At 71.4% G+C, this 12842-nt stretch carries 11 protein-coding genes; 5 read left to right on the forward strand and 6 right to left on the reverse strand.

Going from position 1 to position 12842, the window contains the following annotated elements; genetic code table 11:
- Window positions 1-328: 328 nt before the first annotated feature.
- Window positions 329-469, reverse strand: a complete 141-nt coding sequence (locus tag FJV41_RS52730; protein ID WP_181791313.1) for a hypothetical protein — start codon at window positions 467-469, stop codon at window positions 329-331.
- Here FJV41_RS52730 and FJV41_RS42505 point away from each other — a divergent pair.
- A complete protein-coding gene (locus FJV41_RS42505) occupies window positions 464-1306 on the forward strand; it encodes a class I SAM-dependent methyltransferase (RefSeq protein ID WP_181791315.1) in 843 nt (280 codons plus the stop codon). The two genes, FJV41_RS52730 and FJV41_RS42505, sit on opposite strands and share 6 nt — an antisense overlap.
- A gap of 21 nt (window positions 1307-1327) precedes the next feature.
- Here FJV41_RS42505 and FJV41_RS54795 read toward each other — a convergent pair whose 3' ends face one another.
- Complete coding sequence (locus FJV41_RS54795) at window positions 1328-6313, reverse strand: protein kinase domain-containing protein (RefSeq protein ID WP_141648340.1); 4986 nt, start codon at window positions 6311-6313, stop codon at window positions 1328-1330.
- A 368-nt stretch (window positions 6314-6681) separates the two neighbouring features.
- Here FJV41_RS54795 and FJV41_RS42515 point away from each other — a divergent pair, with 368 nt between their 5' ends.
- The 3 genes from FJV41_RS42515 (at window position 6682) to maiA (ending at window position 9055) form a co-directional block, all read left to right on the forward strand.
- Window positions 6682-7266, forward strand: coding sequence for a hypothetical protein (locus FJV41_RS42515; RefSeq protein ID WP_141648341.1), 585 nt, complete (start codon window positions 6682-6684; stop codon window positions 7264-7266).
- A gap of 152 nt (window positions 7267-7418) precedes the next feature.
- Window positions 7419-8399 (forward strand): fumarylacetoacetate hydrolase family protein, encoded by a 981-nt coding sequence (locus FJV41_RS42520; RefSeq protein ID WP_141648342.1) that lies wholly within the window; start codon window positions 7419-7421, stop codon window positions 8397-8399.
- Entirely contained in the window at window positions 8396-9055 is a 660-nt protein-coding gene (maiA, locus tag FJV41_RS42525; protein WP_141648343.1) for a maleylacetoacetate isomerase, read from the forward strand. Before FJV41_RS42520 ends, maiA begins: the two co-directional genes overlap by 4 nt.
- Window positions 9056-9120: 65 nt before the next feature.
- On the opposite strand, the gene FJV41_RS42530 is transcribed toward maiA, so the two are convergent.
- Window positions 9121-9546, reverse strand: coding sequence for an OsmC family protein (locus tag FJV41_RS42530; RefSeq protein ID WP_141648344.1), 426 nt, complete (start codon window positions 9544-9546; stop codon window positions 9121-9123).
- A gap of 110 nt (window positions 9547-9656) precedes the next feature.
- On the opposite strand from FJV41_RS42530, the gene chrA reads away from it, so the two are divergent.
- The gene (gene chrA / locus FJV41_RS42535; protein ID WP_141648348.1) at window positions 9657-10862 is read left to right on the forward strand and encodes a chromate efflux transporter; all 1206 of its coding nucleotides are present in this window, start codon (window positions 9657-9659) and stop codon (window positions 10860-10862) included.
- On the opposite strand, the gene FJV41_RS42540 is transcribed toward chrA, so the two are convergent.
- The 3 genes from FJV41_RS42540 to FJV41_RS42550 all read right to left on the reverse strand — a co-directional run.
- On the reverse strand, window positions 10849-11328 hold the full coding sequence (locus FJV41_RS42540) for a hypothetical protein (protein ID WP_141648345.1): 480 nt from the start codon (window positions 11326-11328) through the stop codon (window positions 10849-10851). The two genes, chrA and FJV41_RS42540, sit on opposite strands and share 14 nt — an antisense overlap.
- Window positions 11325-11783 (reverse strand): hypothetical protein, encoded by a 459-nt coding sequence (locus FJV41_RS42545; RefSeq protein ID WP_141648346.1) that lies wholly within the window; start codon window positions 11781-11783, stop codon window positions 11325-11327. Before FJV41_RS42545 ends, FJV41_RS42540 begins: the two co-directional genes overlap by 4 nt.
- On the reverse strand, window positions 11780-12842 hold a 1063-nt coding region (locus FJV41_RS42550), incomplete at its 5' end, for a spermidine synthase (RefSeq protein ID WP_141648347.1). The genes FJV41_RS42545 and FJV41_RS42550, both read right to left, overlap by 4 nt.

A 12842-nucleotide genomic window follows, 5' to 3' on the forward strand; every position in this document is an offset into this window, starting at 1 on the left:
GGAGGGCCAGGGCCAGGGCGGGGAGGACCGCGAGGGTGACGAGTGCTCGCGAGAGGGTGGACCACGAGGTCATGGGCAGCTCCAGGAGACGCAGGACCGAAGGCGCGCGGGACTGTGGCGTGAGCGGGGCCGGGATACGAATACTCGCTGCGTTTTGAAGAGCACCTCTGGAAGGAAGGCTCCGGGGGCGCGCTCGGACGCCCGCCTCCAGGACCGGGCGGGCGAGAACGCTTCTCGTGGGAAGTGCATACATACCCCCCCGGGGTTGTGTTGGACGATGCACGACCCCCAGACGATGCCCCGCCCGCCGAGGCCAACGCCTGTCCCCTCAGTCCAGCGCAACCAACTGGTCCTTCCCGTCCCGGAGCGTCCAGCCCACGAGGCGCTCGCGGAAGCTCGAGGGTGGCTCGATGGCATCCACGAGCGGATGATGGCCGCCGAGGACGAGGTGCTGCACCAGGACATGCACTCGCTCCACCTGGGCCTGCTCACCTTGCGGCGCCGCTGGAGCGAGGAGGATTGGAAGTCCTTCTGCACGGACACCGCGCGCAAGCACCCGCTCCGCTCATTCGTCCACCAGTGTCCCTTCACCCGGCGGGCCTTCGAGCGCCCCCGGGGCTACGCGGGGGACGCGGCCCTCATCGACTACCTGTACATGGACCGTGCCGCCGACGAACTCCACGCGGGCCGGGAGGTCTACCGGTACATGCACCAGCAACCCAGCGCGGTCAGCGTGCGGGAGCGCCGCGAGCTGCTAGCACGCGCGCTCGACGCGACGGCCGAGCGCGTTCCCCAGGGCGCGCGCATCCTCTCCGTCGCGTGTGGCCACCTGCGTGAAGCCGAGTCCTCCGCCGCGGTGCGGGAGCGCCGCGTCCAAGAACTCATCGCGTTCGACCAGGACCCGCTGAGCCTCGCGGAAATCTCGCACCACCAGCCGCTCGACGTGGTGCGCCCCCACTGCGGCTCGGTGCGCGCGCTGCTCGCCGGCAAGGCGACCTTCGCGGACCTGGACTTCGTCTACTCCGCGGGCCTCTACGACTACCTCTCCGCCTCCGTCGCCACGCGGCTCACCGGGCTGCTCTTCGGCATGCTGCGCTCGGGAGGCCGTCTGCTGGTGGCCAACTTCGCGCGCTTTCCGCCGGAGACGGGCTACATGGAGGCCTTCATGGACTGGTGGCTCACCTACCGTGAGGAGGACGAGATGCGCGCCCTGCTGGGTGAAGTGCCGCTGGAGCAGCTCGACTCCGTGCGGCTGTTCCGGGACAGCCAGGACAACGTCATCTACCTGGAGCTCACGCGCCGCTGACCGTGGCGCCTGGAGCGCGCTTCAGTGCACGGGCGGGCCGGGAGGCTCGAGGTGTGACGGGGGCCCGGAGCAGGGCAGGGTGACGGTGAACGTGGAGCCCGTGCCCGGGGTGCTCTCCACGTCGATGGTGCCGCCCAGGGCCTGGACGATTTCGCGGACAATCCACAGGCCCAGGCCGAAGCCGCCATAGTGGCGCACGGACACCGCGCGCTCGAAGCGTCCGAAGATGCGCGAGAGGTCCTCGGTGGCGATGCCGATGCCGGAGTCCCGCACGCGCAGCCGCGCGAGGCCACCCCGCTCCTCCAGGGTGATTTCAATCGGCTGGCCGGCGCCGTACTTCATCGCGTTGGACAACAGGTTGCCCACCACCTGCTCCAGTCGCATGGCGTCCCAGTAGCCCGCGAGGCGGTGCCTGGGTGCGTGCAGCCGCACCGGGCACTCGGCGCGGGCGAGCGCCTCGCGGCTGCGCTCGAGCTGGCCTCGCACCAGCGCCACCAGGTCCACCTCGGAGAGCTTGATGTGGAGCTGGCCCTGGGCGAGCCGGGAGATGTCCAGCAAGTCGCTCACCAGCCGCCCCAGGCGCTGGGTCTGCGCGGAGGCGGACTCCAGCTTGGCGGTGAGCTTCTCCGGAGGCAGGTGGGTGGTGGCGCGGGCCTGGGCCTGGAGGCCCTGGATGTGGAGCTGGAGCGAGGTGAGCGGCGTCTTCAGCTCGTGGGCGGCGATGGAGAGGAAGTCATCGCGGCGGCGCACCGCCTCCTGCTCGGCGCGGTAGAGGCGGCCCTGCTCCTCGGAGAGCGCGGCGATGCGCGCGAAGTTCTCCGCGTTCTCCAGCGCCGCTCCGGCCAGCACGGTGACGAACTCCGCCAGGTGCTCCTCCAGCTCGCCGAACAGCGCGCCCACCTGGCGATGCGTGGCGACCACACACGCCACCGTCTTGCCGCGCACCTGGATGGGCGCGCAGAGCAGCGAGCGCACGCCGAGCAGCTCCATGCTCTCGCTCGCGCGCCCGGGCAGGCCCTGGCCCAGCACGGTGATGCGGCCGGTCTCCAGCGCGCGGGCCATGGCGGTGCGGCTGATGCCCACCGCGTCCGAGTCCTCGTCCGTGGGCAAGTCGCGAGGGTCCACCACCGCGCAGTGCTCGGCGCGCAGGAGCTCCAGCATCGACTGGCGCGCGGCCTCGAACACCGCCTCGCGTGACAGGGCGGAGGCCAGCCTGCGGCCCGCCTCCAGCACGCGAGGGAAGCGGTCCACCAGCGAGAGGGTGCGCGTGCCGCCTCGCGCGGCGACCTCCGGCGAGAGGCCTTCTTCCATCTCCTCCAGCGCCCGGGTGGCCGTGGCCAGGTCCACCTCCGCGTCGGGCCAGCCCAGCGCGTGTCCCAGCGCTCCGCGGGCCTTCAGGCTCTGGGCATGCTCGTGCCGCATCTGCTGGGCCTCGGCCACTTGCAGCGACTGCTCCAGCCAGCGTCGCGCTTGTCGGGGCTGGCCTCTCAACGCGGCAATCAGGCCCCGCTCGCGCAGCGCATGCGGAAGGTTGTTGCGGTAGGTGCGCGCCAGCGCATGGGCGCGCCGTGCCACGCCCTCGGCGCGCTTGAGCAGGGCCTCGCGGCGCGCGGCGGCCAGGGGCGAGGTGACTTCCGCGAGCTGACGCAGCGCCGTGGCCAGGAGGGGCGCGATGGGGGCCACGTACTCCTGGCGCAGGTTCGCCTCGTCCACCAGTCGCGCGGCGCGCTCCAGCACCTCCACGGCGCCCGCCGCGTCCCCCTTGTGCATCCGGCGCAGGGCCTCCGCCTGGAGGACGCCCGCGTAGCTCTGCGGGTCCGGCTGGTCGGGGTTGCCCAGCTCGCCCTCCAGGAGCGTGCCCGGAAGCCGCCCTCCCGACGCCTTGGCCCAGGCCTCCAGCCCCAGGCGCGCCGAGTAGCGGTCTCCCAGCGCCAGGGCCGCCGCGTGCAGCCGCTGACTTGTCTCCAGCGACTCGCGCAGCCGACCCAGCCGATAGAGCGCCATGGCCACCTGGAACGTCGCGTTGTTCACCTCCCAGGGGTCCCCCGTGCGCTCCAGCAGCCGGATGGCCTCGGTGCACTTCTCGATGCAGTCGTTGAAGCGGGACGCCGCGTAGCAGGCCAGGCCGTAGAAGTGCAGCGTCTGTCCCTGGCCCCAGACGTCGCGCTGTTCCTGGCGCAGGGTCAGGGACTTCTCCGCGTACGCGAAGGCGCGCTGGAACCAGGGCAGGGTGGTGAGCGCGGGCGAGTGCTCCGAATACGCCTGGGCCAGCTCCGGCGTGGGCGGGTAGCGCTCCGCGAGGTTCAGGTCCCGCAGGTGCGCCCACAGCACCGCCATGCGTCCGCGCCGGTACCAGTAGCCATACGCGAGCCGGCTGTAGAGGCGCACCGCCTGGAGGTCGCTCTCCCCACCCGCCAGCGGCCTGCGCGAGAGGAACCTTCGCGGCGCCACCGTGTGCGCGGCCTGCGCCAGGATTTCCCAGACGGCGCTCGCGCCGGTGAGCAGTCCTCCCGGAGGCACCCAGCGCCCCATCAGCTTCAGGCCCTGCTCCAGCGCGAGCGTGGCCTCGCCGAAGTCGCCCCGCTTGAAGGCCAGCTCCCCCACCTGACCGAGGATGCGCGCCTGCTCCTGTCGGTCTCTCGCCAACGCCTGGGCGCGCTCGAACTGCTGGCGGGACTCCTCGTAGCGACCGCGCAGCATGAGGACATTGCCCAGCCCCGCCGCGACGCGAAAGCGGGTGCCCGCGTCCGCGCCCGAGGCGCCGCGTTCGGCGATGCGATAGTTCAGCTCCGCGGTCTCCAGCGCGAAGCGCCGCCGCGCCAGCTCCGCGGCCACGAGCGCGTGGGGCAACGCCTGCGCGTACTCGCCCGCCGCGTCGAAGTGATAGGCCAGCTCGAACGGGTCCTGGGGCAGCTGGTTCGCCGCCGAGCGCGCCGCCAGCCGGTGCAGCTCCCGCCGCTTCTGCGGCGTCAGCATGTCCAGCAACACCTCGCGCAACTTGTCGTGCACGAAGGTGTAGCGCGTGCCTTCCTCCCACAGCATGTGCCTGCGGCGCGGCGCCTCCAGCGCGGCGCCCAGTTCCTCGGGAGACGCGCCCGACAGCGTCGCCACCCGCGCCAGCTCGAACGACTTGCCCAGCACCGCGCCCACGGACAGCAGGCGCCGCGCGGCCAGGGGCAACAGCCGCAGGCGTCGCACGAGGAAGGTGGCCGCCTGCCGCGACGAGCGCGCGTGCGCCATCGCCTCCGGTTGCACCTGCCACCCGGAGGGGCCGGGCACGAGCACGCCGTCCTCCACCAGCCCGTGCAGCACCGCGTTGGCCATGAAGGGGTTGCCCTCGGACAGCCGCGCCACCAGCTCGGTGGCTTCGGGGGGCAGCGCGCCGGCCATGGACTCCGCCAGTCGCGTGACTTCCAGGGCGCCAAAGGCGGCCAGCTTCAGGTGCGCGGTGGGAGCCAGTCTGCGCAGCACGTGCGTGGGGCCGATGTCCTCGCCACGAAACGCGACGACGACGAGCACCCGCCCCCGGCCCTGCTTCCTCGCCAGGGACCAGCCCTCCAGCGCCCGCAGGGTCAGTTCATCCGCCCACTGACAATCATCCAGCACCACCACGGCGGGCTCGTCCCGGGTGCCCAGCGCGTTCAGCAGCGCGGTGAGGGCCCAGATGCCCCGGCTCTCCCCGAGTGACTCGGGCCCGAGGCCGCGCGCGGGCGCGCGGGCCTGGGCGCACAACACGGGCTCCAACTGCGGCAGCACCGTGCACAGGCCGGCCTCCTGCCCCGCCAACCTGTCGCGCAGGAGCTCCGCGAGCGCGGGCTTCGCCTGGAGCGCCTGGGTGAGGTCCGAGGCCACGCCGGCGAAGAGCTGGAACGGGCGCCGCGCGGCCTGGTCCTGCGCCTGTCCTTGCAGCACCCACGCGTGATGCCGCGCCGCTCGCGCGCGGAGCTCCTCGAGGAGCCGGCTCTTGCCCCCGCCCGACTCGGCCTCCACCAGCACGAGCCGTCCGGGGTCCGTCCGCGTGAGGTCCAGCTCCCGCTCCAGCGTGGCCACCTCCTCGTGACGGCCCACGAAGGACGGCTCGGCGAGGCTGCGTCGCGCATCCCTCGCGCCGGTGATGAGCGCCGGCTCCGACTGTCCCCGCGAGAGTGCTTCCTCCAGCTCCGTCAGGTCCGCCAGCGCGGAGCTCGCGGTCTGGTAGCGGTCCGACGGGTCCGTCTGCAGCAGCCGGGAGATGACCTCCTCCAGCGCGCGCGGCGCCTCCACGCCCACGGCGCGCAGCCGGGGCCTCGCCGCCAGGTGCTGACGCAGCACCTCGCCCACGGAGTCACCGTCGAAGGCGGGCTCTCCGGAGAGGGACTCGAAGAGGACGACGCCTGCGGAGTACAGGTCCGAGGTGGCCTCCACCGGACGGTGGAGCAGGCCCGCCTGCTCCGGCGACAGGTAGCGCGCGGTGCCCACCGGGAGGTCCCTGAGCGACGGGTCCAGTCGCTCGCTGCGCGCGAGGCCGAAGTCAATCAACGTGGCGCGGGAGAGCGGCTGTCCGGAGACGATGATGTTGGTGGGCTTCACGTCCCGGTGCAGGACGCCGTGACGGTGGGCCTCGGCCAGCGCGGACAGCAAGTCTCGGCCCAGGGACAGGGCCTCCGGAACGCTCAGCGCGCCGCGTGACAGGCGCGCATCCAGCGACTCGCCCTGGAGCCAGGGCGCCACCAGGAACAGCCAGTCGCCCGAGGTGCCCAGGTGGCGCACCGGCACGATGAAGGGACTGTCGAGGTGGGAGAGGACGGTGGCCTCGTGCTCCAGCCGGTGCCGCGCGGCCGGGACGAGCGCCGTGGTGGACGTCACCTTGATGGCGACGCGCTCTCCGGTGCGCAGGTCCACGCCGTCCCAGGTGGAGATGCCGTGGCCGGCCTTGATGCGGTGGGCAAGCTCGAACCGGTTGCCCAGTCGGCGGCCGGACTGCGGCTCTCCTGGAACGGCGCCGGCGTCTTGGAAGCCTTCAGCCATTCAGTGTCCTCGCGCTCCACCCCCGCATCGCTCCGGCGATGAGGTTGGCCTCGCGTTCCGTCCTTCCGGCAACGTTGGGTGTCGGACGGGGCGCTGCCAAGGGGAGAGGCCGACGCACGTCCCCCGTGTGCCGACTCAGCCTTCAACAGCCGCGCGCGCTCCGCTTCCCTCCTGCCCCACGAGCATGCTGTGTGCCAGCTCGCGAACCAGGGGAGCGAGCGCCCAACGCCACGGACTGTCGAGGAGGCAAGGCCGTGCGGGCGGCCTTGTCCGTCCGGCGGCCGACGAGGCGGGCGCCCGGTCTTCCGGCATGTGGGTGACACATGCTACGCCGGTGCGTGAACTCGCTCCTGCTCGAGGACACACTCATGAAGCTGTCGCAGACGTTCCTGGCCGCGCTCGCGCTGTCCCTGCTGCTCCCTGTCTCCTCGGCGCGCGCCTCCGACTATCCGCCGGACTACCCCATCTGCAGCGTGTACGACTCCGCGACGACGGGGCCCTTCGAGGTCATCCGCCACACGCGCCGGCTCCCCGGCCGCCTGGCGACGCTCACCGTCAGCTACCGGGGCTACCTGCGGGGCCTGTACCCGGACAATCAAATCTCCATCTACATCCAGCTCAACGGCCGCCAGCAGACGCTGAGCGCCAGCGCGGGCACCAACAACGATGCCTATGTCTTCCTGAACGCGGGGCCGCGCGCCTGCATCAAGTGCATGCAGTACCAGAACCTGCCCCAGTGCACTGAGCACTTCGCCAACGGTGGCCAGGATGGCGTCTGGGTGTGCCAGCAGCCCACGGCGGTGGAGAACGACCTCTTCTTCTACGCCTTCAACTCCAATGGGAATCAGAACGCGTGGGACATCTCCCTGGCGGCGACGTCCCATGGCCAGTGGGACAGCAACCTGGGCAACAACTACTTCGCGCAGCTGCCGGCACGGTCGAGCTGCTGGTAGATTTCCGCCGCGAGCGGTTCGACATTCTCCACGCCGTGACGATTGTCGCGGCGCATCTGCGCCCTGTGCTTGACACCCTGGGGGCCCCGGCGGAAAAGCCGAGCACATGAGGCGGCCCCCGCTGTTTCCACCGGGCCGCGGGGAGCCCGGGATTGAAGCTCGCGACGCTCAAGGATGGAACCCGTGATGGGCGGCTCATCGTCGTCAAGCGGGACAACTCGGCCTATGCGCTGGCCACCAACGTCGCCCTGACGCTGCAGGCGGCGCTGGACGACTGGGACACGAAGGAGCCGCTGTTGCGCGCGCTCGCCGCGCAGCTGGAGGCCGGCGCGGTGCAGAGCCGCCCGCTGGACCAGACGGCCCTGCATGCGCCGCTGCCGCGCGCCTACGAGTGGATTGACGGCAGCGCCTACATCAACCACGTCATGCTGGTGCGCAAGGCGCGCAACGCGGAGCCGCCGGCCACGCTGAAGACGGACCCGTTGGTGTACCAGGGCGGCTCCGGGGACTTCCTGGCGCCCACCGCGGACATCCCGCTGGCGGACGAGGCGTGGGGCCTGGATTTCGAGAGCGAGGTCTGCGTCATCCTCGGCGACACGCCGCAGGGCACGAAGGCCGCCGACGCCGGCAAGCACGTCAAGCTGCTGATGCTGGCCAACGACGTGTCGCTGCGCAACCTCATCCCAGACGAGCTGGCCAAGGGCTTCGGCTTCTTCCAGAGCAAGCCCGCCACGGCCTTCAGCCCGTTCGCGGTGACGCCGGACGAGGTGGGCCCGGCCTGGCGCGAGGGCCGCATCCACCTGCGCCTGCGCTCGGTGCTCAACGGCGTCCAGGTGGGTGACACCGACGCGGGCCCGGAGATGCACTTCTCCTTCTTCGAGCTCATCCAGCACCTGTGCAAGACGCGCGGCTACACCGCGGGCACCATCCTGGGCAGCGGCACGGTGTCCAACGTGGACCGCGCCCGGGGCATCTCCTGCCTCGCCGAGCAGCGCATGATTGAGACGATTGAGGAGGGCAAGCCGAAGACGCCCTTCATGAAGCCCGGCGACACCATCGACATCGAGATGATGGGCGAGGACGGGCAGAGCGTCTTCGGTCGCATCTCCCAGAAGGTGGTGAAGCCGTCATGAAGGACCTGCGCCTGCACAACTACTGGCGCTCCTCCGCTTCGTGGCGGGTGCGGCTGGGACTGAACCTCAAGGGCCTGCCCTTCGAGTACGTCGCGGTGCATCTCTTGAAGGACGGCGGTCAGCAGAACTCCGACGCATACCGCGCCGTGAATCCCATGCGGACGGTGCCCACGCTGGAGTGGACGGAGGCGGACGGCACCGTGCGCCGGCTGTCCCAGTCGCTCGCCATCCTGGAGTTCCTCCAGGACCACGCCCCGTCGCCGTCGCTGTACCCCGAGGATGCGTACCTGCGCGCCCGCGCGAGGATGCTGGCGGAGTATGTGAACTCCGGCATGCAGCCCATGCAGAACCTGTCCGTCCTGCAGCGCATCAAGGCCGAGCTGAACGGCGACGACAAGGCGTGGGGGGCCTACTGGAACACCCGGGGCCTGGAGGCGCTGGAGAAGATGGTGCAGCCCACGGTGGGTCGCTTCTGCGTGGGTGACTCGGTGACGCTGGCGGATGTCTGTCTGGTGCCGCAGCTGTACGGCGCGCGTCGCTTCGCGCTGGACCTGTCGCCGTACCCCACGCTGCTGCGGATTGAAGCGGCGTGCGCGGAGCACCCCGCCTTCCAGGCGTCCCACCCGGACCGGCAGCCCGACGCGACGCCGGGCTGAGGCCCGAGGCGCGTGAAGGTCGTCCCCGCTCGAGTGAGAGCGGGGGCGGTCCTCTCGCGGAGTTGTCAGGGCGTGGGCACCGCCGGGGCGAAGGTCGTCTCGATGCGAAGGGCCCGCGAGAGGGTGAGCGTCACCGGCGTCTTCGCGGAGATTTCGAGCAGGCGCGCGCGCTGCTCCTCGCTCACGGTGGGGCCGCAGGAGAGCACGCGCTCCACGCGCTCGGTGTCGTTCTCGCGGAAGAGCTTGAGCTTCACGGTGAGCGGGTCCAGGTCCCAGCCCTTGCGGGCCGCGTACATCTTCAAGGTGATGGCGGTGCACGCACCCAGCGAGCCCATCAGCAGTTGATAGGGCGCGGGGCCCTGGTCCGCGCCTCCCAGCGCCGCGGGCTCGTCCGCCTGGAAGTGGTGCTTGCCGGTGCGAATCGACTGCGTGTAGCCAGCCTGGCTCTCGACGACGGCCGCCGCGAGCAGCGTGGTGTCATGGGTGGTCATGACGGGCATGAATCCAGGACGGGGTCCGGGTGACAAGGCCCGTGCTCGGGTGGGAAGTCGCCAGGTTGTTTCGACAGCGCATCCCTCTTCCTGGGGTAGCTTTCGTGAAGATGCCTCCCCTGGAGCCCGCGAGCCCCGCGCCTTCCGCGCCGAGAGACAGCGCACCCGTGCTCCGGGAGCTGGCGCTCCTGTTCCTCCGGTTGGGCACCACCGCCTTCGGTGGCCCGGCCGCGCACATCGCGCTCATGGAGGACGAGGTGGTGCGCCGTCGGCGCTGGCTCACGCGCGAGGAGTTCGTGGACCTGCTCGGCGCGGCCAACCTCATCCCCGGCCCCAACTCCACGGAGCTGGCCATCCACATCGGCCACCGGCGCGGCGGGTGGCCGGGGCTGCTGGTCTCCGGCGTCTGCTTCATCCTTCCGGCGTTCCTCATCGTCACCGGCTTCGCCTGGGCCTACGCGCGCTTCGGAGACCTGCCGGACGTGGGCGCGCTCTTGTACGGCGTGAAGGCCGTCATCATCGCCGTGGTGCTGCAGGCCCTGTGGGGGCTGTCGCGCACCGTGGTGAAGACGCGGCTCGCCGCTGTCGTGGCCGTGGGGTCCGCGGCGGCGGCCTTTCTCGGCGTCAACGAGCTGTGGCTCCTGTTGCTGTCGGGGCTCGGCGTCCTCGCGTGGCGCGCAATCGAGCACCGCCGGGAGCATGGGCCCTCGGGACGCTCCGCTTCGTTGCCCGTGTCGCCGTGGGCGCTGGCGCTTCCCCTGGGCGTTGCCACCACGGCCGTGCCCTTCACGCAGCAGGGCCTGTTCCTCTTCTTCCTGAAGGTGGGCTCGGTGCTGTACGGCAGCGGCTACGTGCTGCTGGCGTTCCTCCGCTCCGAGCTGGTGGAGCGGTGGGGATGGCTCACCCAGGCGCAGTTGCTGGACGCGGTGGCGGTGGGGCAGGTGACGCCCGGCCCCGTGTTCACCACGGCCACGTTCATCGGCTACGTGCTCGGGGGGATGACGGGGGCGGTGGTCGCCACGGTGGGTATCTTCCTGCCCGCGTTCTTCTTCGTCGCGCTCAGCGGGCCGCTGGTGCCGCGCCTGCGTCGCTCGTGGAGGGCGGGGGCGTTCCTGGATGGCGTCAACGTGGCGTCGCTGGCGCTGATGGCCGTGGTGACGTGGCAGCTCGGCCGGGCGGCGCTGGTGGACGCGTGGACGGTGGGGCTCGCCCTCGCGTCCGCCGTGCTGCTCATCCGCTGGCGCGTCAACTCCGCCTGGCTGGTGCTGGGCGGAGGCGCGGTGGGGTGGCTGGTGAAGAGTCTCAGCGCGGGGTGAGCTTCGCCCCGCAGCGGGCCACTTCGACGCCGGACAGGTCGTCGCGCCGGTCGATGCACGTCAGCACCAGCGTGTTCCCATCCAGCTCGTTCTCACAGTGGCGGTTGGCCTGGACGCTCGTCGAGGAGCCCGCGTCCGGCCGCACGACGCCCCCATCCGCGCCCAGGTGTACGGTGAGGCTGGGGTCATGCAGCGACCATTCACCCTTCGGAATGTCCACGCTGTCGCGGGTCGAATCGCCGAACTCGGGGAACCCCAGCGCCGAGGCCCCCTGCGTGGTGATTTCGCACGCGTCCTCACCCGACAGGACGCGGAAGGTGCCGTTGGAGCCGCAGGTGTTGCCGGTGACGTCGAAGGTGACGTCTCTGGTGCCGTGCTCGCATTTGCGCGACGAGTCGGCGAGGAGCAGGAGCCCGGTGGTGGCCAGCACCGCGACGGACGCGAGGTTTCTCAGCAGGGGCTTCATGACAAGGCTCCGGGGGGTGTGAGGGACGCGGCTGGCGTCCGGGAGAGCACCGTGGCGCGGCCGTACAGCACCGCCACCGCGATGAAGGGCAGGGTCAGCAGGTCGGTGGGGTCGGCCACCGCTCGGAAGCTGTCGAGGCCGAGCGGCGCGCCCAGGGGACGCAGCCACTGACAGAAGAGGTCCGCGAGGGGCTGTGACACCTTGAGCGCGGTGAACAGCACGGCGGTCAGCGCCGCTCCCGCGCCCAGCCGGAGGCTCCGAGGCCATCGCGTCACCAGGGCCAGCAGCGCGGACACGTAGAGCGGCAGGAAGAAGCAGATGGCCACGTCCGACAGCTTGCCGGTGAGCGTGTTGTGGAAGGTGGGCTTGAGCCAGCGGTCATTCACCGCCATCAGCGCCACGGCCGCCAGGGGCAGCGGCGCGAGGAACTCCGGCATGTGAGGCAGGGGCTTCACTTCAGCCCCTCCGTGCGCACCAGGGCCCGCAGGAGGATGACATCCGTGAGCAGCTCCACCGGGGCCCGGTCATCCGTGAGGGGCTCCGCGGAGGCCACCGCGCGCAGCTCTCCGACGACGCGCGTCGCCAGCGGGCGCAGCGAGAGTGGGAGCCGCTCCGTCCTCGCGGCCAGCCGCTCCGCCATGCCCTCCTCCCCCGCGAAGAAGAGCGTGTTGCTGGGGTTGCGCGCATCCGCCGCGAGCACGTGAGGAAACACGGACGCCAGCGTGCCGCCCACCGCGTCCACCACACCGCGCTCCTCGCGGAAGCGGCCCACGTTGAAGCACGCCACGCCTCCGGGAACCAGGTGGTCCGCCACGCTCCGCGCGAACTCACGCGTCGTCAGGTGGAAGGGCACATAGGGAAAGCGGAATGCGTCGACGATGATGACGTCGTAGCGCCGCGAGTCCGCCTCCAGGAACGCGCGCGCATCGCCAACGTGTACCTCCACCTCGGCCCCCAGCCCGAAGTGTGTCCGCGCCAGCCGCACCACCTCCGCGTCCAGCTCCACCCCCACCACCCTCGCTCCGAGATACGTCTCCCGCAGCCCGCGCGCGCTGGTGCCCGCGCCCAGGCCCAGCAGCAACACCCTGGGCGCCCGAGGCTCCGCGCGCGCCATCGCCGGCGTCAGCAGGTAATGCCCGAAGACCTCTTCCCGCACTGGCTGCCCGGGAAGCCACGTGCTCTGCACCGCGTAGCCCTCGTCGAACACCAGGCTCCGGGTCCCCTCGGGTGACTCCAGCACCTGCACGAAGGCATGGGGTGACTCGGCCACGTCCCGTGCGCGCGGATGTCGCGGCAGCGCGTGGACTCCCAGCGCTAGCGCCACCACCGGCACCCCCACGGCCATCACCCGCCACCGCCAGCCGAGCCCATGCGCCGCCGTCAGCCCGAGCACCCCCGCGAAGCAGGCCATGGCCCGCGCGGTGCCCAGCCACGGCAGGACGACGAAGGCCGCCAGGAGCGTCCCGGCGATGCTGCCCAGCGTGGACGCGGACGACAGCCGCCCCGCATGCGCC

The sequence above is a fragment of the Myxococcus llanfairpwllgwyngyllgogerychwyrndrobwllllantysiliogogogochensis genome (assembly GCF_006636215.1).
In the GTDB taxonomy this organism is placed as follows: domain Bacteria; phylum Myxococcota; class Myxococcia; order Myxococcales; family Myxococcaceae; genus Myxococcus; species Myxococcus llanfairpwllgwyngyllgogerychwyrndrobwllllantysiliogogogochensis.

Bases quoted from the DNA above. Each gene is read 5' to 3' on its own strand.
- FJV41_RS42530 (WP_141648344.1), bottom strand. From the start codon at position 9,546: ATGACCACCCATGACACCACGCTGCTCGCGGCGGCCGTCGTCGAGAGC.
- FJV41_RS54795 (WP_141648340.1), bottom strand. From the start codon at position 6,313: ATGGCTGAAGGCTTCCAAGACGCCGGCGCCGTTCCAGGAGAGCCGCAG.
- maiA (WP_141648343.1), top strand. From the start codon at position 8,396: ATGAAGGACCTGCGCCTGCACAACTACTGGCGCTCCTCCGCTTCGTGG.
- FJV41_RS42515 (WP_141648341.1), top strand. From the start codon at position 6,682: ATGAAGCTGTCGCAGACGTTCCTGGCCGCGCTCGCGCTGTCCCTGCTG.
- chrA (WP_141648348.1), top strand. From the start codon at position 9,657: ATGCCTCCCCTGGAGCCCGCGAGCCCCGCGCCTTCCGCGCCGAGAGAC.
- FJV41_RS42505 (WP_181791315.1), top strand. From the start codon at position 464: ATGCACTCGCTCCACCTGGGCCTGCTCACCTTGCGGCGCCGCTGGAGC.
- FJV41_RS42540 (WP_141648345.1), bottom strand. From the start codon at position 11,328: ATGAAGCCCCTGCTGAGAAACCTCGCGTCCGTCGCGGTGCTGGCCACC.